The organism is Croceivirga sp. JEA036 (genome assembly GCF_011882165.1).
GTDB lineage: Bacteria > Bacteroidota > Bacteroidia > Flavobacteriales > Flavobacteriaceae > Croceivirga.
Genome location: NZ_JAATON010000003.1, coordinates 54778 through 71456, shown reverse-complemented (window position 1 = coordinate 71456; position 16679 = coordinate 54778). Strand labels below are relative to the sequence as shown.

The window sequence follows — 16679 nt, the reverse complement described above, 5'->3', positions numbered from 1 at the left end:
ACAAAATGAAGAAGAAATTCTACTTAACGATGTTTGTTGGTGTCATGTCGATAGGATTAAGTATGGCTCAGGCGCAAAATCCTGAGTGCATGACCAATTTATCCATATTTGCAGAGCACGGCAAGGTAAAAAATTACGACGCAGCTTACGAACCATGGAAAATGGTTTATGAAAATTGTCCAGGTTTAAACAAGGCAACATTTTCTTACGGGGAAAAAATTCTTCAGCATAAAATAGAAAGTTCTACTGGTGCCGATAAGGATAAATACATCAATGATTTGTTAGCATTACACGATGCCAGTATGAAGTATTTTCCAGATAAATACACTGAGGCTCCTGTAACTGTAGATAAAGTATTGTTAAAGCGTGATCATGATATGATTTCTGATGACGAAGTGTATAATCAACTTGGTTCTGCCTTTAAGAATGATGCTAAGAATTTCAAAAACCCAAAAGCATTGTATCTGTATTTTTCTAGTTTAGTAGATTTACATAATGCGGGTAAAAAAGATTTGCAAGAAGTTTTTGATGTTTATGATGAGGTCACAGAAAAGATTGAAGTAGAGAATAAAAAACTTACTACTGCCTTAGCAAAATATAATGCAAAAGAAGATGCGGGTACAGCGCTAACCTCTAAAGAAAAAAGATACGTAAAAGCGTATACGGTTAACTCCAAGGCATTTGGCCAGGTTGCTAGTAGTGTGGATGGTAAATTAGGGGCATTAGCAGATTGCGGTAACTTAATTCCTTTATACCAAAAGAATTTTGAGGCTAAAAAGAATGATGTTGCTTGGGTAAAAAGAGCAGTAGGTAGAATGTTTGCTAAAGAATGTACGGACGACCCATTATTCGCTAAGTTGGTAGGGGTGCAAGCAGAGTTAGACCCTTCTGCAGATGTATATGTATACTTAGGTACCTTAAAATCTAAATCTGGAGATAACAAAGGTGCTATCGCAGATTTTAATAAAGCAGTAGAATTAGAGACAGATGCTTATAAAAAATCTAATATTCTTTATAAAGTAGCTACTATTGTTAGAAGATCTAGCAAGTCTCAAGCAAGAAACTACTTAAACAAATCATTAGAGGCTAATGGTTCTAATGGTAGAGCGTATATTTTGTTAGCTAGTTTATACGCAAGTAGTGCTAATGATTGTGGTAACACTCCTTTTGAGAAAAGAGCTATTTATTGGAAAGCTGCCGCAACAGCAAGACAAGCTGGTCGTGTAGATCCATCTTTGGCCTCTAAGGCAAGTGCAGCTGCATCTAGCTATGATCAAAGAGCTCCTTCTAAATCAGATATTTTTAACTCTGGTATGGCAGGTAAAACAATTACCTTTCCGTGTTGGGTAGGTGGTAGTGTAACGGTGCCAAACCTATAAGAATTGACACAACATAAAACATATATGTATGGAAGATTTGCCACAGCGTTCGCTGTGGCAATCCTTTTTTGGGCCTGCAAGGACAACTATGAACGTGTAGGGGAGGAGGCTGCAGCAAACGTTTTTCCGCAAGGTGTCGCAGAAAATTTTGAGTTGATTTATACGCAAGCTAGAAAAGAATTGTCTACGCAAGATTCATCTACCACCCGAGCCGTAGCTATTTTAAAAAGTCCGTTGAACGAGGATTATGATAATATGGCTTTTAAGCATAGGGTTTTTCCTAAAGGGTTGTATGTAGAGTTTTATGATGATAAAGAGCAAAAAAGTACAATAACCGCAGATTTTGGTATGGTGTATACCCAAACAAATGTTATAGATTTGCGTGGTAATGTGGTTATAAAAAGTCATGATGGTAAAAAGCTAGAAACCCCACAGCTGTACTGGGATAGGTCTCAAAATTGGATTTTTACAGAAGAAAAATTCACTTATACTAATGAAGAAGAAGGTACAGTAATGGATGGAGAAGGCATGGATTTTAATAAGGAATTTACTTTCTTTAGAGCTAACAAGACTTTTGGGGTTATGACTATTAAAGACGAAGCAGATGACTAGGATTTTAAAGTATACAGAGTACCTTTATTTAGCTGTGGCAGTAGCATCTTTATACAAGATTATTACGTTATGGTCCACAGCCCCATCGGAAACCTATATCTTTATTTTCTTTTTGGTGGTTTCTATTGCCATGTTTTTGTTTAGAAGAAAATATAGAAAACGCTTCGAGAATAGAAGTAACGATTCTAAATAATATAATTTGGAATTTTCAATACTGGTAATCGTACTCTCATTGGTGTTCTCAGCTTTTTTTTCTGGGATGGAGATTGCATTTATCAGCGCCAATAGAATCCATATAGAGCTAGAAAAAAAGCAAGACGGATTTTTAGCTAAAGTTCTGGGTTGGATTACAGAAAAACCTTCCAAGTTTATCGCAACTATGCTTATTGGCAATAATATTGCCTTGGTAGTTTATGGTATGTATATGGGAGATTTGCTTATGGATTGGTTTCAATCTATGGTGCCTACAGCTTACAATTTCTTAAATGTGCTTTTGGTAGAGTTTAGTCTTCTTACTCAAACTATAATTTCTACCTTGGTTATATTAATAACAGCAGAATTCTTACCCAAAGTACTATTCCAAATTTATTCTAACACCCTTTTAAAAGTATTGGCACTACCTGCTTATATCTTTTACATTCTCTTTTCTGGAATCTCTTGGTTTGTTATTAAGATATCAGATTTTATTTTAAAATACCTATTTAAGACAGATGGTGATGAGGTGCAATTGGCGTTCACAAAATTAGAGTTAGGCGATTATATTACAGAGCAAATGGAAGCCGTTGAAGAACAAGACCAGGTAGATTCAGAAATACAAATTTTCCAGAATGCGCTGGAGTTCTCAGAAGTAAAAGCCAGGGATGTTATGGTGCCAAGGACAGAAATCATGGCGGTAGAACTAAAGGAGACCACTAAGAATCTAAAAAATTTATTTGTAGAGACAGGCTACTCCAAGATTTTGGTTTACAAAGAATCAATCGAAGAAATAATTGGTTATGTACATTCTTATGAAATGTTCAAAAAACCAAGAACTATAAAGCATATTCTTAGACCGGTAGAATTTGTGCCAGAAACCATGTTAATACATGATATATTGAATGTATTAATTAAAAAGCGCAAAAGCATGGCTGTTGTGTTGGATGAGTATGGTGGTACTTCTGGCATTATGACGGTAGAAGATATTGTGGAAGAGCTTTTTGGTGAGATAGAGGATGAACACGATACTACAGATTTAATTGAGGAGGCATTGGCAGAACAGAAATTTCGGTTTTCAGCACGCTTAGAAGTAGATTACCTAAACGAAAACTACAAATTAGAATTGCCAGAGAGTGAAGAGTATGGTACCCTTGGAGGACTGATAACGAATTATACAGAAGATATTCCGCAATTGAATGATGAAATTAAAATAGAAGGTTTCTTGTTCAAAATCATAGAAGTATCTAATAATAAAATAGATTTAGTGGAGCTGCAGTTGTTAGAACAAGACTAGCGGACTTTTATTTTTTTATCGGTTTTTGGTAACCCAATACCACCCTAAGATTCCCTTTGTTTTTTTGCTTTCTATTTTAAAAAGAAAATGGTATTTTCGCCCACTAAATTCAGCATAAAGCAGCACGCAAATGGCAATATTGGAGAATATTAGAAAGCGAACCACTGTACTAATTTTAATTATTGGTCTGGCATTGTTCGCATTTGTTATTTCTGGAGTAATCACAGGAAGCGACTTTTCTGGTGGTAAAATAAGTTCTACCCTGGCAGAAGTTAATGGAGAGGCAATATCTAGAGAGGATTTCACTCGTAAATTAGAACAAGCGCAACAACAGTTTGGGTCCAACTTTTCTTCTACACAATTGGTTAATCGAGTATATGACCAAGAGGTGAGAAGCACCTTATTAAATCAAGAATTTGACAGATTAGGAATAGATGTAGAAAGTGACCAAATTGTAGATTTTATTAAAAGTACTGGTTACGCACAAGACCCATCTTTTCAAAATGAAAATGGCGTTTTTGATGCTGAAGTATTTAAATCTACGATAGCAGATTGGAAAGAAACCAATCCATTATTGTATGATAATTGGTTGCAAATAGAAAAATCTATCATCCAGTCTGCAAAAGAGCAAATCTATTTTAATCTAATCAAGTCTGGTGTAGGTGCTACCCTGTCAGAAGGTGAGTTTGATTACGCCCTGGCTAACGATAAAGTAGATATGCAATACGTACGTGTACCGTATTCTTCTATAGCAGATAGTACAATACAGGTGTCTAAGAGCGAAATAGAAAGCTATATAAATTCGCACAAGGACGAATTTAAACAAGACAAATCTAGAGATATTCGTTTTGTATACTTTGAAGAGAAACCTTCGGCTGCAGATGAGCAAGCTAAGAAAGATGAGATTGCTAAGTTGATGGAAGGTTCTGTGGAGTTTAATGCGGCTACTAAAACTACGGATACTATCAAAGGTTTCAGAAATACAGATGACATGATGGCTTTCTTAGATAGAAACTCGGATTCTAAGTTTGATACTATTTATAAGGCAAAAAGAGATTTGCCAGCCGTAGCAGCAGAGCAAATTATTGCATTAGGTGTGGGCGAAGTATTTGGGCCGTACCGTGATGGAGATACATTTAAGGTAAGCCGAGTAATGGATAGAAAGGCGAATGGTACCGTAAAGGCAAGCCATATTCTAATAGCTTATGAAGGCGCAGAAAGAGCTAATCCTAATGTAACAAGAACAAAGGAAGAAGCTGAGGCAGAAGCAAAACGTTTATTGGCAGAAGCTAAAAAAGCTGATGTAGATTTTACTGCTTTAGCTAGGGATAATTCTGATGGCCCTTCTGCTCCAAGAGGTGGAGATTTAGGTTATTTTCAAGAAGGTGTTATGGCGGATGAGTTTAATGACTTCTGTTTTGGTAATCCAACTGGTGCTATCGGATTAGTAGAAACTCAATTTGGATTCCACGTGATAAAAGTGGATGATAAACAAGATGTGGTTCAGGTAGCTACCATGACTAGAGAAATTGAGCCATCTGAAGAGACCATCAACACATTGTTTACAAATGCAACTCAATTCGAAATGGAAACTACGGATGCAGATGCTAATGCATTTGCAGATATCGCCAAGAAAAAGGAGTATTCAGTAAGGCCAGTGAACAAAATTAAAGCGATGGACGAGAACTTGCCTGGGTTGTCTTCGCAAAGAAATATAGTACAATGGGCTTTTAATGAAGAGACTAAGGTAGGTGCTATCAAAAGATTTGACTTAGCAAATGGATACGCTGTTGTACAGTTAACTAAAAAATATAAGGAAGGCGTTATGTCTGCGGAAGATGCTTCTGCTACTGTATTACCTAAACTAAGAAAAGAGAAAAAGGCGGAACAAATTATGGCAGCTAACAAAGGCAAATCTTTAGAAGCTTTGGCCAAGGATAATAATGTTACTGTTGCTACAGCTTCTGCAGTGTCTAGAAAAACACCTACAATACCAGGTGCGGGGAGAGAAGCTTATGTGGTAGGTAAGGCTTTTGCTTTAGAAGAAGGCACTTCTTCTGAATTACTAGAGGGTGAGACCGGTGTATTTATGGTAAAAGTTACTAAGAAAACACCAGGAGCCACTTTACCTAACTTTAGCACGTTTGCACAAACATTAACTACGCAAAACAGAAACGCTGTAAATAGTGCAGTATACAATGCCCTAAAAGAAGGCGCAGATATAGAGGATAATAGAGCTACTTTTTACTAGAGCACCATTTCCTCATAAGAAAGAACAGTAGTAAAACCCTTGGCTTTAAAATAGTCAGGGGTTTTTTCATTTCCTGTAGCCAGAATGAAATCGCCACCCCAAGCACCTAGGCTTTTGAGTGCGCCAAAATAATCTGGAAATTTACGTTTTAAGGGAGCTATTTCTAAGATTTCGGAAAGTGCCATTTCGTGCTCAATTAAAAGCGATTCAAACAACTCTAAAGAGGATGCCTCTAGCATTTGTTGAGTGATATGATTTATTTGCTCTAATAAGGCTTGTTTATTGAATACCTTACTTCTGTAGGTGGCAATAGCTTCTCTGCTATTTTGTTTTTGATTTAGGTGTATAAAATAAAGTCGGTCTGCAAATTCTGGTTTAAAAGCTGTAGGGAAAACCTGTGGATTTCCTAAATCTAAATGATATAAAATAGGGGTCATGTGCTGTGCACAAGCTAAATCATAACCGCTGCCACCTAAGGTCTGTCCTAATAAGTTAAAGGCATCTATATTAGCCCATTGCGCAATATTATTGATTAAGGTAGAAGAGCTGCCTAATCCCCAATCTGTAGGGAAACTCAATTTGGTTTCTACTGTATACCCCGTCTTTAAGTCGTTTAAAAAACTTGACTTTTGTAAACGAACGGCTTTTAATATTTTTTGTAAAGTAGTTGCCTTAGCCTCGTCGTTGCTTTCAGTTATTTGGAGTTCTGGCAGTGAATATTTTGCAGTAAACCAAGGCTTGTCATTATGGTCTAAACTGGTCCATTGCAGTTGGTTATTGTTAGCTACATTTACGTGGAGCCACTGCCCAAATTTAGTGGGGACCGCTAAACCTGTGGCGCCATCTAGTATGGCATATTCTCCGGTAAGCAATAATTTGCCATTACTGTAGTAAGATGTATTCATGTTATGCTCTTAGGGCGTTAATTGCTGCCTCAACGGCTGCATTGCTTACCGTTTTGTCCTTAAAGTCTTTTACTAATTGTTCTTTTTCTGCAGTGGTAGCACCAAAGCTATTGAGAATATTCAATAGATGCATTTTCATATGACCTTTTTGTATTCCTGTAGTTACCAAAGAACGTAACGCAGCAAAATTTTGCGCCAATCCAGCAACAGCAATTATTTGCATTAATTCTTTTGCAGATGGTTTTTTAAGTATTTCTAACGCCAATTGCACCATAGGATGTAAAGATGTTAATCCACCAACCGTTCCAAGCGCCAAAGGCACATCAATCCAAAAAGAAAACATATCGTTTTTTATGCTAGCATGGGTAAGGCTACTATAGTGGCCATCCTTAGCAGCATAGGCATGGACTCCGGCTTCTACAGCTCTAAAATCGTTGCCTGTGGCTAGCACTACCGCATCAATACCATTCATAATCCCTTTATTGTGTGTTACGGCACGGTAGGGCTCTACTTCTGCAATTTTAACCGCTTGTAGCATGCGCTCTGCAAACTTTCTACTAACACTAGCATTGCTTTTATCATCACTAATCGGGCAACTAACCTTAGCACGGACTACACAATTAGGAACATAGTTACTTAAAATACTCATAATTACTTCAAAAGGAGCTGCTTTCAACTCCTCATCTTGGCTAATTTCTCTTTCTAGAGTTTGGGCAAATTGTTCTAGACAAGAGTTAATAAAATTAGCCCCCATTGCATCTAAGGTTTCAAAAGTGCAGTGCAATTGATAATAACCAGGTATAGTATCTGTTTTATCGCGTAAGCTAATAGCTGTAATTCCTCCACCCCGTTTCTCCATATTTTTGGTGATGTCAGCACTATCTTTGCGGAAAATGGGTTGTAATTTTTCAATAAAGGATACTAATAGTTTACCATCGCCCTGAAACATAAAATGGACTTGTCCTATCTTTTCAGTACCCAAAATTTCAGTTTTGAAACCACCACGGGACAACCAAAATTTTGCGGCTTTACTTGCAGCGGCAACAACTGAGCTTTCTTCTATAGTCATGGGTATAGCCAGCAACCTATCGTTTATTAAAAAATTAGGTGCAATGGCAAATGGCATATAAAAGTTAGATAAGGTGTTTTCTATAAACTCATCGTGCTTTTGTTGTAATTGGCTATCCGTGTTCCAATACTTGGCTAATAATGCCTTAGTAGCATCTGGATCAGTGGTACATTGATTAGCCACCCATGCTATTTTTTCTTCTTTACTCAGTTTGGAAAATCCCTCTACTGGTTGTTGCATACATTTATCTTAAGACTCAAAGATAATTCTTTAACAGTTTTGGCTTGTTATTTGTGTTTCAAATATAACCTCTGGTGTGATTTTTACGTAAATTATTAGTAAACTTGAAAGTTTTTAATCAATTAATACCATACATGAACAGACTAATTTTATTTGTTGTTTGCGGATTGACCGTCATAAGCCAAGCTGTAGGGCAAAAAAAACAGCTAACCTTAGAAGAAATATGGGGCGGAGCCTTTAGAACGGAGTATATGGATGCCCTGCGTTCCATGAAAAATGGCAAACAATATACTGTGCTTAATTTTACTGGACCTGGCCAGAGTAGTTTAGATAAGTACGATTACAAAACGCAACAAAAGGTAGAAACTATTGTTGCTTCTTCTGATGCTGTTCCTTTTTTTACCTCTTACGAGTTTTCTGCAGACGAATCTAAATTGATTTTAGCAACAGAAATAGAACCTATTTTTAGACATTCTAGATTAGGTATTTATTATGTGTATGATGTAAAAAGCAAAGAGTTAACTAAAATTTCTGTAGATAAAATTCAAGAACCAGAACTTTCTGCAGATGGCACCAAAGTAGCCTACGCAAAAGAAAATAATCTTTTTGTTTTTGATTTAAAAAGTGCTAAAACCCAGCAATTGACCACTGATGGGAAATTTGGTAGTATAATTAACGGAATTACAGACTGGGTTTACGAAGAGGAATTTGCTTTTGTACAAGCTTTTGAATGGAATAGCAATGGAACCAAGATTGCTTTTTTAAAGTTTGATGAGTCAGAAGTGCCACATTTTTCTATGGATGTGTACGGACAAAATTTATATCCTTATCAACATGAGTTTAAATATCCTAAAGCAGGTGAGGCTAATGCTAAAGTAAGCTTGCATATGATAGATGTTGCCTCTGCAGAGGTAAGCAAAGTAGATTTGGGAGCACCTTATTACATTCCACGTATTAAATGGATGAATAATCCTAACTACTTAAGCGTACGTACATTGAACAGACATCAAAATCATTTAAAATTAATTGCAGTAAATGCTAAGGATAATTCTTCTACAATCTTGCTAGAAGAAAAAGATGATGCCTACGTAGACATTACTGACGCTTTAACTTTTTTAGCAGATGATAGCTTCATTTGGACAAGTGAAAGAGACGGATATAACCATTTGTATTTGTACGACCAAGATGGTAATTTACTAAATCAAATTACCAAAGGCAATTGGGAAGTTACCAGTTATTACGGATATGATCAGGCAGAAGACCGTATTTTTTATCAATCTGTAGAAGAGGGTAGTATTAATAGAGATGTGTATCATATCAGTACTTCTGGTCAAGAAAAAACCAAGTTAACTCAGAAGGTAGGTACTAATGGAGCGGATTTTAGTGCAGATTATAGTTATTTTATCAACACTTTTTCTAGTGCAACTACTCCATATGAATTTACATTACATAAAGCAGCTAATGGCAAAAAAGTTGCCGATATAAAAGATAATAAAGCATTATCTAAACAATTAGAAGATTATGCTCTAAGTAAAAAAGAGTTTAGCACCCTTACCGTAAACGGGAACGAGTTAAACATGTATATGATTAAGCCATTGGATTTTGATCCAAATAAAGCGTATCCTCTATTTATGTTCCAATACAGTGGCCCTGGTTCTCAGCAAGTAGCCAACAAATGGTGGGGAGCAAATGATTATTGGCATCAGTTGTTAGCACAACAAGGTTATATTATTGCGTGTGTAGACGGTCGTGGAACTGGTCTAAAGGGTCGTGATTTTAAAAAAGTGACGCAGTTAGAGCTAGGGAAGTTAGAAGTAGAAGACCAAATTGCGGCGGCTAAAAAATTAAGTGAATTGCCATATGTAGATGAAGAAAGAACGGGTATCTGGGGATGGAGTTATGGCGGTTTTATGTCTACTAATGCTTTATTAAAGGGTAACGATACTTTTGAAATGGCGATAGCTGTCGCCCCTGTAACTAGTTGGAGGTTTTACGATACAATCTACACAGAAAGATACATGAAAACGCCACAGGAAAATGCTAGTGGTTATGACGATAATTCCCCATTTAATTATCCAGAGCTGTTAAAAGGAAAGTACCTTTTGGTTCATGGAACGGGAGATGATAATGTACATGTACAAAACTCTATGCGTATGGTAGAAGCGCTAGTACAGGCTAATAAACAGTTTGACTGGGCCATTTATCCAGATAGAAATCACGGTATATATGGAGGTAACACTCGTTTACATTTATACACCAAGATGACTGACTTTATTAAGGAAAACTTATAATTAAGTAACTAAACTCAACTCAAATATGTCAGAAATGATGAAACCTGCAAGTGAGAGACAGCTGTTGGGGCACCCTCAAGGCTTATTCTACTTATTTTTTGCAGAGCTATGGGAGCGTTTCAGCTTTTATGGAATGCGCGCCTTACTTACCTTATACATGGTAGATGTAATCTTTGAGGCCTTGGCTAAAAAAGATTTTGCTACCGCTGCTGTGTATTCTTCTTATGGTTCTCTAGTATATGCCTCCACAGTTATTGGTGGGCGTGTGTCTGATAGTATTCTTGGAATGCGTAACTCTATTTTTCTAGGGGGTATATTAATGTCATTAGGCCATTTTGTTTTAGCAATAGAAAACAATGTGGCTTTCTTTTTGGCCCTTTCTTTAATCATTGCAGGAAATGGTTTTTTTAAACCTAATATTTCCACCTTTGTAGGCTCATTATATAAAGACGGTGACCCAAAGAAAGATTCTGGTTTTACAATTTTCTACATGGGCATTAATATTGGTGGCTGGGTAGCCCCTCTATTGTGCGGTTGGCTAGCGGCCGCCTATGGATGGCACTATGGTTTTGGACTGGCGGGGATTGGCATGCTTACGGGTTTAATAGTCTTCTGGAGTGGCATCAAAAAAGGAGTATTTGGAGACAAAGGATTACCACCAGACAATGGAAACATAGATAAAAAAGTTGTTGGTATTAAGCAGGGTATTCTTGTGCCTGTTCTAGCTTTTGTTTCTGTGCCTGTTATCGCTTATTTACTTTCCTCTTATCAGGCATTAGGAGAAGAAGGTACTTGGTTGGGTGAGCAAAATATTGTGAACATTATTTTTAAGGTCATAGGCATTTCTATTTTAGGGTACTTAACCTATATCATGGTACAAGCAACAGCGGAAGAACGTAAAAAGCTCTTTGTTGCTGTTTTAATTACCTTTTTTATGACCATATTTTGGGGTTTTCATGAACTGTCTGGTAGTGTAATTACATTGTTTGCTGCTAGGAATGTAGACTTAGAAGGTATTATGTCCGCATCGCAAACAAACAGTTTAAATTCTATGTGGATAATTATTTTAGCCATTCCAATTTCTATGTTATGGCAATGGTTGTCTAAAAAAAACCTAAATCCCAGAACTCCTTATAAATTTGGCATGGGGCTGTTATTTGCAGGTATTAGTTTTTATGCTTTGGCAATAAGTGGTGCAAGTGCAAATGCTGATGGATATGTGCCTTTTATGTATTTATTATTAATGTACTTTTTATTGTCTGTGGGAGAATTGTTCATGTCTCCTGTTGGATTGTCTAAAATAACCGATTTATCTCCTAAACGTATTGTTGCATTTATGATGGGAGTTTGGTTCTTGTCATCAGCCTTTGCTTTCCAAGTTGTTGGTTTTATAGGTAAACAATTGTCTGTGGAAGATACTGGTGGTGCCATCAATGGTTTTGCTACCTTATCTGTATATACTGATGGGTTTTTGTTAATTGCAAAATACGCGCTAGGGGCTGGATTACTGGTAATCTTAGCTTCACCTTTAATCAAAAGATTAATGGGTAACGTTCATTAATCCGTTAGCCATTTAAAATAGAAGGCTCCCATTTCACCAGTATGGTGAAATGGGATTTCTTTTTTTGTACAGCTTGCTTTCCAAAGCTGAACTAAATGGGGAAAGTTGCTGCCATCTGATATTATGTATTTAGGTCTGTAGGTATCTATGACTTTCTCTAAATGAATTTTCGGAGAATGGCTTAACCATAATACATCTATTGCTTTAGTTTCTGGTAAGAGTGCAAGACTATCTATACGCACAATTGCTAGTGATTCATAAGAAAATGCATTTGGCAAAGTTGAATGCTTAATTGATTTTATATCCTCTCCTAAAACAAATGTATGGAGCATGGAAGTTGCTTTGGGCAATCCATAAACAGTTAAGCTGTCTTTGTTTTGAGCTATAAGTGCGCTGGTTTTATACTGATGCGGCAGAATTACCTGATTATTAGAGAAAAAAGAAGGCTTGAACAGCGTATAGCTTACAAGCAATAGTGCAAGTGGTATGAATATTTTAAAGGCAATTTCTTTTCTAGTGGTGAGCCAATAGAGTAGACCAATTAGGGTAGCATAGGTTAGTAGCATTTGCCAGGCATCGAATGCTATGCTATCAAAGAAGAACGCCTCTTGTTGAGCGACCCAAGTAATTAGGGTATTCATGATTTTAATAACACCATTGTAGAAAACTACTAACCACATCGGGAGCAATTTTAAAGTGCTTAAAAATAAAACTAAGAAGCCTAAACCGAGGACCAATCCTAAGAAGGGAATTATTAGAATATTTGCTATAAAAAATAGAGACGGAAATTGATGAAAATAGAATAGGCTTAGCGGTAGAACTCCTATTTGAGCAGCAATACTTACAGAAATGAGCTGCCATAGTTTTAAAAGTATTTTATTGTCTGGGTACCAAAACCGCTGTAAGGAAGGATATAACCATGCAATAGCAAAAACTGCGGCGTAACTTAGTTGAAAGCCTACCTGAAACAAAAAATTGGGCTGCCAGAGTAACATAAAAAAATAGGAAAGTGCTAAGATGTTAAAGGTGTTGGTAGGTCTATTTAGCCACAGTGCATAGCTGATAAAAGAAAACATAGTGGTTGCCCGTACTATTGAAGGCGATAAACCAGTAAATAAAGCATAGCACCATAACCCTAAGATGGATAAAAGTAAACCTAAATTTCTTCCTTTACTCCAATATTTTAAAGGACTTAAAAGAAACTGTAGCAATAATAAAACCACACCAACATGCAAGCCAGATACTGCTAACAAGTGTATGGCACCAGCTTTTTTATAGGCATTGTAGGTATTTTCAGTTAAGTCATTGCGCTGACCTAGAACTAATGCTTGGACAACAGCCAATTCTTGAGGTCCAAACGCTTCGGTTTTTAATTGAGCAATAATTTTTTGACGACGTTGGGCTACCCAAGTTATTATGGAGGATTTTACCTTGCCTGTAGGTAATATATCATAAGGGGCAACACTTAACTGATGATGTACTCCTATGGTTTGTAAATAGCGTTTATAATTAAATTGATGCGGGTTAAAAGGCGGTTTTACAGATTCCGGTCTATATGGTGTAACTAATAATTCACCAATAGTAAACTCGATTTTGTTATCATTTTTAATTTGAAGTAAAATGTTACCTGTGGTTGGCGTATCATCTACTGCGTAAACTTTGGCAATAAATCGTTTTCCAAAAGCAGTTGGTTTTAACTCTTCTAGTATTTGTAATTGATAATTACTTTGTGTGTTCGCTTTTGCTTTGCTAAAATGGTGTTCTTGGTACTGGGGCAATTGCAAGGAATATGAGAGAATGCCAAGCATAACAACGCCTGCAAATGCCCCAAATTCTGTCACAGGCAATCCATTTCTTGTTTGATATTTTAAACCGAGCCCAATAGTGATGAGGCAAAGTAATATGCCTATCTGGCCATAAATGGGTGGTACAGAGTAGTAATGCCCAAATAGTATACCTACGGTAATGCTAAGCGCTAATTTAACCGAGATATATCGCCATAGCTTCATGGTTTATAAAATACGTGTAGCTTTTACAAAAGCACCATTCCAATAACCTTCTTTAATAGAAGATACAATTACGCCTCTGGAGGTGGTAGAATGTATAAATTTAATATCCTTTCCGTCTACTTCTACTACTAGGCCTACATGATTTATGCGTTTACTGCGTTTGCTCGTTTTAAAAAATAATAAATCGCCTTTTTGTACCTGATTAAGTTTTATGCGTTCCCCTTCATTGGCCATCTGATAAGAAACTCTAGGAAAAGAAATATTGTTTTCTAGTAAAGAAACGTATACCAGACCACTGCAGTCCATTCCTTTTCTGGTGGTTCCTCCATAACGGTACCGTGTACCTGCAAAACCTAATGCTACGCCAACTATGGCATCTGCCTTAGTAACCCCAACTTCTTCCTTGCGCTTAGGTTTTCTACCAGGCTTCTCTTTTTCTAGTTCAATTGGGTCTGCATTAACGGTAATACTGCGTTCTTGATCCTTCGCATAAGTAGTTTTCTTTTTCACCCCGCAATTTGCTAGGCAAAACAGTAAAGATAAAAGGGATAATTTTTTGAACATACAAGGTGGGTTGTCTCTTGTAGGTTAAAATTAAGCATTTTCTATAATCAATTGGGCCGTTTTTTCGCTAGCACCAGCACCACCAAGTTTGTGGATTAAAGCATCATACTGCTGTACGACAGAATTTCTGTGAGACGGTTCTAAAATTTTGGCTAACTCTTGTTTTAAATTTTTAAGGTTTAAATCGTCTTGTATTAACTCTTTTACCACCTCTTTATTCATTATTAAATTGACTAAAGAGATGTATTCCAAAGTTATGATTCGCTTTGCGATTTGGTAAGATACCCAATTACCGCGGTAACAAACCACTTGTGGTACTCTAAACAAGGCCGTTTCTAAAGTAGCGGTACCACTAGTGACCAAGGCAGCATGTGCATTAGATAGTAGCGAATACGTCTGATTTTTTACAAATGCCACATAATCTTTTTTTAGAAATTTTTGATAAAATTCATTATCTAAACTTGGAGCACCTGCAATAACAAATTGATACTCTGGAAAGTTGTTTGCAGTTTGCAGCATTAATGCCAACATTTTTTCTACCTCTTGTTTTCTGCTGCCTGGCAATAACGCAATAATCTTTTTGTCTTTAGATAAATTGTTTTGAGCACAAAATATGGATAAAGACTGGGTTGGTGTGTTGGCAATAGCATCTAACAAAGGATGCCCAACAAAATCTACCTTATAATTGTATTTGGCGTAAAAAGCTTTTTCAAACGGTAGGATTACATACATTTGGTCAATGTATTGTTTTATCTTTTCAACTCTGCTAGCTCTAGAGGCCCAAACTTGCGGACTTATATAGTAATTGGTGTTGTAATTTTTGGTTTTTGCCCATTTTGCAATCCTGAGGTTAAATCCGGAAAAATCTATAAAAATCAATGCGTCAGGAGAAAAAGCAGCAATGTCTTCCTTACAAAAGGCCATGTTTTTAAATATTTGCCTTATGTTTTTTACTACCTCTAAAAAGCCCATGAAAGCCATTGCCTTATAGTGTAAGGCTAGTGTTGCGCCTGCCTGTTGCATAAGATCACCGCCAAAAGCACGTATTTCTGCTTCTGGGTCTTTTGCTTTTAGAGCTTTAATAAGATTAGAGCCGTGTAAATCGCCAGAAGCTTCGCCTGCAATGATATAGTATTTCATTCTAGAAAATCTTAAAATACAGAATGGTCAGTGCAGTAATGACCGTGGCAATCATTACCCCTCTAGCTCGATAATCCCTTTTTAATCGCAAGAAACCAAAGAATGCTAATAAATTCAGGATAGCACCTAAGGCTAATATGCTCCCTAAATGATCTTGTTGGCGTGCTACTTTTAAGGTTTCTAAAATGCCCAATTTAGAAAATAGGACAATGTATAGTAAAGAGCCAAAAGTATTAGCAATTAACCCTACCACCAACCCAATCAGAACGTCTTTTTTACTTGTATTCATTTAAATATTCCAACTATTTATTGTTTGTATGGCATGGTGTGCTGTTAAGTCAAATTGGGTGGGGACTACAGAAATATAACCGTTGTTTAACGCGTAGATATCTGTGTCTTCACCTTTGTCTAGAAGCTCAAATTCCCCAGTTAACCAATAATATTCTCTGCCACTAGGACTAAAACGTTTATCAAATTTTTCTTTCCAATTGGCCTTTGCCTGCCTACATACTTTTATGCCTTTTGGCAACTTGCCATCCGTCTTGGGTATGTTTACGTTTAATGCCGTTCCTTGTGGTATCCCATTAGTTAGCGCTTCTTGTACTATTGTTTTAATAGCCTCAGTGGCGCCATCAAAATTAGCATCCCAAGTATAATCACATAACGAAAAACCTATAGCAGGGAGCCCTTCTATTCCTGCTTCTATGGCAGCACTCATGGTTCCAGAATAAATAACATTTATAGAGGCATTAGACCCGTGATTAATGCCACTTACCACCAAATCTGGCTTTTTATCTAGTAATTCTTGTAGTGCCAATTTAACGCAATCTGCCGGAGTACCACTACAAGAATACTCTAAGGGAGCACCGTGCTCATGGTCTATTGTCATTTGCTTGGAATGTAGCGTATTATCTATAGTTATGGCATGGCCCATACCAGATTGGGGACTGTCTGGCGCTACTACTACTACATCACCTATCTCCTTCATAATAGCAACTAATTTACGTAGTCCTGGTGCTGTAATGCCATCATCATTGGTTACTAAAATCAAAGGTTTTTCCATTGGGTATAATTAATAGTGTAAAAATACGTTTTTCATAAGGATGAGACGGGTTTTCCGTTTAACAAAAAATTAAAAGGGATATAGCAAACTGGCATGGTTTTTTCTG

Annotated in this window: 14 protein-coding genes; 7 read left to right on the top strand and 7 right to left on the bottom strand. The window is 36.8% G+C overall.

Going from position 1 to position 16679, the window contains the following annotated elements:
• Positions 1-5 precede the first annotated feature (5 nt).
• From HCO57_RS08810 to HCO57_RS08790, 5 genes are all read left to right on the top strand, one after another.
• Positions 6-1379, top strand: coding sequence for a tetratricopeptide repeat protein (locus HCO57_RS08810; protein WP_167988741.1), 1374 nt, complete (start codon positions 6-8; stop codon positions 1377-1379).
• 3 nt (positions 1380-1382) lie between these two features.
• Positions 1383-1991, top strand: coding sequence for an LPS export ABC transporter periplasmic protein LptC (gene lptC / locus HCO57_RS08805; RefSeq protein ID WP_317171140.1), 609 nt, complete (start codon positions 1383-1385; stop codon positions 1989-1991).
• Positions 1984-2184 (top strand): hypothetical protein, encoded by a 201-nt coding sequence (locus HCO57_RS08800; RefSeq protein ID WP_167988740.1) that lies wholly within the window; start codon positions 1984-1986, stop codon positions 2182-2184. The genes lptC and HCO57_RS08800 overlap by 8 nt, the downstream gene beginning before the upstream one ends.
• 6 nt (positions 2185-2190) lie before the next feature.
• Positions 2191-3480: a hemolysin family protein gene (locus HCO57_RS08795; protein ID WP_167988739.1), complete on the top strand. Its 1290-nt coding sequence runs from the start codon at positions 2191-2193 to the stop codon at positions 3478-3480.
• Positions 3481-3610: 130 nt separating this feature from the next.
• Complete coding sequence (locus tag HCO57_RS08790; RefSeq protein ID WP_167988738.1) at positions 3611-5731, top strand: SurA N-terminal domain-containing protein; 2121 nt, start codon at positions 3611-3613, stop codon at positions 5729-5731.
• On the opposite strand, the gene HCO57_RS08785 is transcribed toward HCO57_RS08790, so the two are convergent.
• Positions 5728-6636 carry a GYDIA family GHMP kinase gene (locus HCO57_RS08785; protein WP_136951430.1) on the bottom strand — a complete coding sequence of 303 codons (909 nt, stop codon included), beginning with the start codon at positions 6634-6636 and terminating at the stop codon, positions 5728-5730. The two genes, HCO57_RS08790 and HCO57_RS08785, sit on opposite strands and share 4 nt — an antisense overlap.
• A 1-nt stretch (position 6637) precedes the next feature.
• Complete coding sequence (locus HCO57_RS08780; RefSeq protein ID WP_136951429.1) at positions 6638-7945, bottom strand: hydroxymethylglutaryl-CoA reductase, degradative; 1308 nt, start codon at positions 7943-7945, stop codon at positions 6638-6640.
• A 134-nt stretch (positions 7946-8079) separates the two neighbouring features.
• On the opposite strand from HCO57_RS08780, the gene HCO57_RS08775 reads away from it, so the two are divergent.
• Together HCO57_RS08775 and HCO57_RS08770 are read left to right on the top strand one after the other, a co-directional pair.
• Positions 8080-10236, top strand: a complete 2157-nt coding sequence (locus HCO57_RS08775; protein ID WP_167988737.1) for a S9 family peptidase — start codon at positions 8080-8082, stop codon at positions 10234-10236.
• Positions 10237-10261: 25 nt separating this feature from the next.
• On the top strand, positions 10262-11797 hold the full coding sequence (locus HCO57_RS08770; protein ID WP_136951427.1) for a peptide MFS transporter: 1536 nt from the start codon (positions 10262-10264) through the stop codon (positions 11795-11797).
• Here HCO57_RS08770 and HCO57_RS08765 read toward each other — a convergent pair.
• The 5 genes from HCO57_RS08765 to surE form a co-directional block, all read right to left on the bottom strand.
• A complete protein-coding gene (locus HCO57_RS08765) occupies positions 11794-13806 on the bottom strand; it encodes a ComEC/Rec2 family competence protein (RefSeq protein ID WP_167988736.1) in 2013 nt (670 codons plus the stop codon). The two genes, HCO57_RS08770 and HCO57_RS08765, sit on opposite strands and share 4 nt — an antisense overlap.
• Positions 13807-13809: 3 nt before the next feature.
• Positions 13810-14316, bottom strand: a complete 507-nt coding sequence (locus HCO57_RS08760) for a C40 family peptidase (protein WP_317171139.1) — start codon at positions 14314-14316, stop codon at positions 13810-13812.
• A gap of 84 nt (positions 14317-14400) precedes the next feature.
• Positions 14401-15510: a lipid-A-disaccharide synthase gene (gene lpxB / locus HCO57_RS08755; protein ID WP_167988734.1), complete on the bottom strand. Its 1110-nt coding sequence runs from the start codon at positions 15508-15510 to the stop codon at positions 14401-14403.
• 1 nt (position 15511) lies between these two features.
• Entirely contained in the window at positions 15512-15799 is a 288-nt protein-coding gene (locus HCO57_RS08750) for a hypothetical protein (protein ID WP_136951423.1), read from the bottom strand.
• Entirely contained in the window at positions 15800-16573 is a 774-nt protein-coding gene (gene surE, locus HCO57_RS08745) for a 5'/3'-nucleotidase SurE (protein WP_167988733.1), read from the bottom strand.
• Between the last annotated feature and the right edge of the window lie 106 nt (positions 16574-16679).

Coding starts and splice junctions, on each gene's coding strand:
- HCO57_RS08780 (WP_136951429.1), bottom strand. CDS start 7,945: ATGCAACAACCAGTAGAGGGATTTTCCAAACTGAGTAAAGAAGAAAAA.
- HCO57_RS08800 (WP_167988740.1), top strand. CDS start 1,984: ATGACTAGGATTTTAAAGTATACAGAGTACCTTTATTTAGCTGTGGCA.
- HCO57_RS08790 (WP_167988738.1), top strand. CDS start 3,611: ATGGCAATATTGGAGAATATTAGAAAGCGAACCACTGTACTAATTTTA.
- HCO57_RS08770 (WP_136951427.1), top strand. CDS start 10,262: ATGTCAGAAATGATGAAACCTGCAAGTGAGAGACAGCTGTTGGGGCAC.
- HCO57_RS08765 (WP_167988736.1), bottom strand. CDS start 13,806: ATGAAGCTATGGCGATATATCTCGGTTAAATTAGCGCTTAGCATTACC.
- HCO57_RS08775 (WP_167988737.1), top strand. CDS start 8,080: ATGAACAGACTAATTTTATTTGTTGTTTGCGGATTGACCGTCATAAGC.
- HCO57_RS08785 (WP_136951430.1), bottom strand. CDS start 6,636: ATGAATACATCTTACTACAGTAATGGCAAATTATTGCTTACCGGAGAA.
- HCO57_RS08750 (WP_136951423.1), bottom strand. CDS start 15,799: ATGAATACAAGTAAAAAAGACGTTCTGATTGGGTTGGTGGTAGGGTTA.
- HCO57_RS08810 (WP_167988741.1), top strand. CDS start 6: ATGAAGAAGAAATTCTACTTAACGATGTTTGTTGGTGTCATGTCGATA.
- lpxB (WP_167988734.1), bottom strand. CDS start 15,510: ATGAAATACTATATCATTGCAGGCGAAGCTTCTGGCGATTTACACGGC.
- surE (WP_167988733.1), bottom strand. CDS start 16,573: ATGGAAAAACCTTTGATTTTAGTAACCAATGATGATGGCATTACAGCA.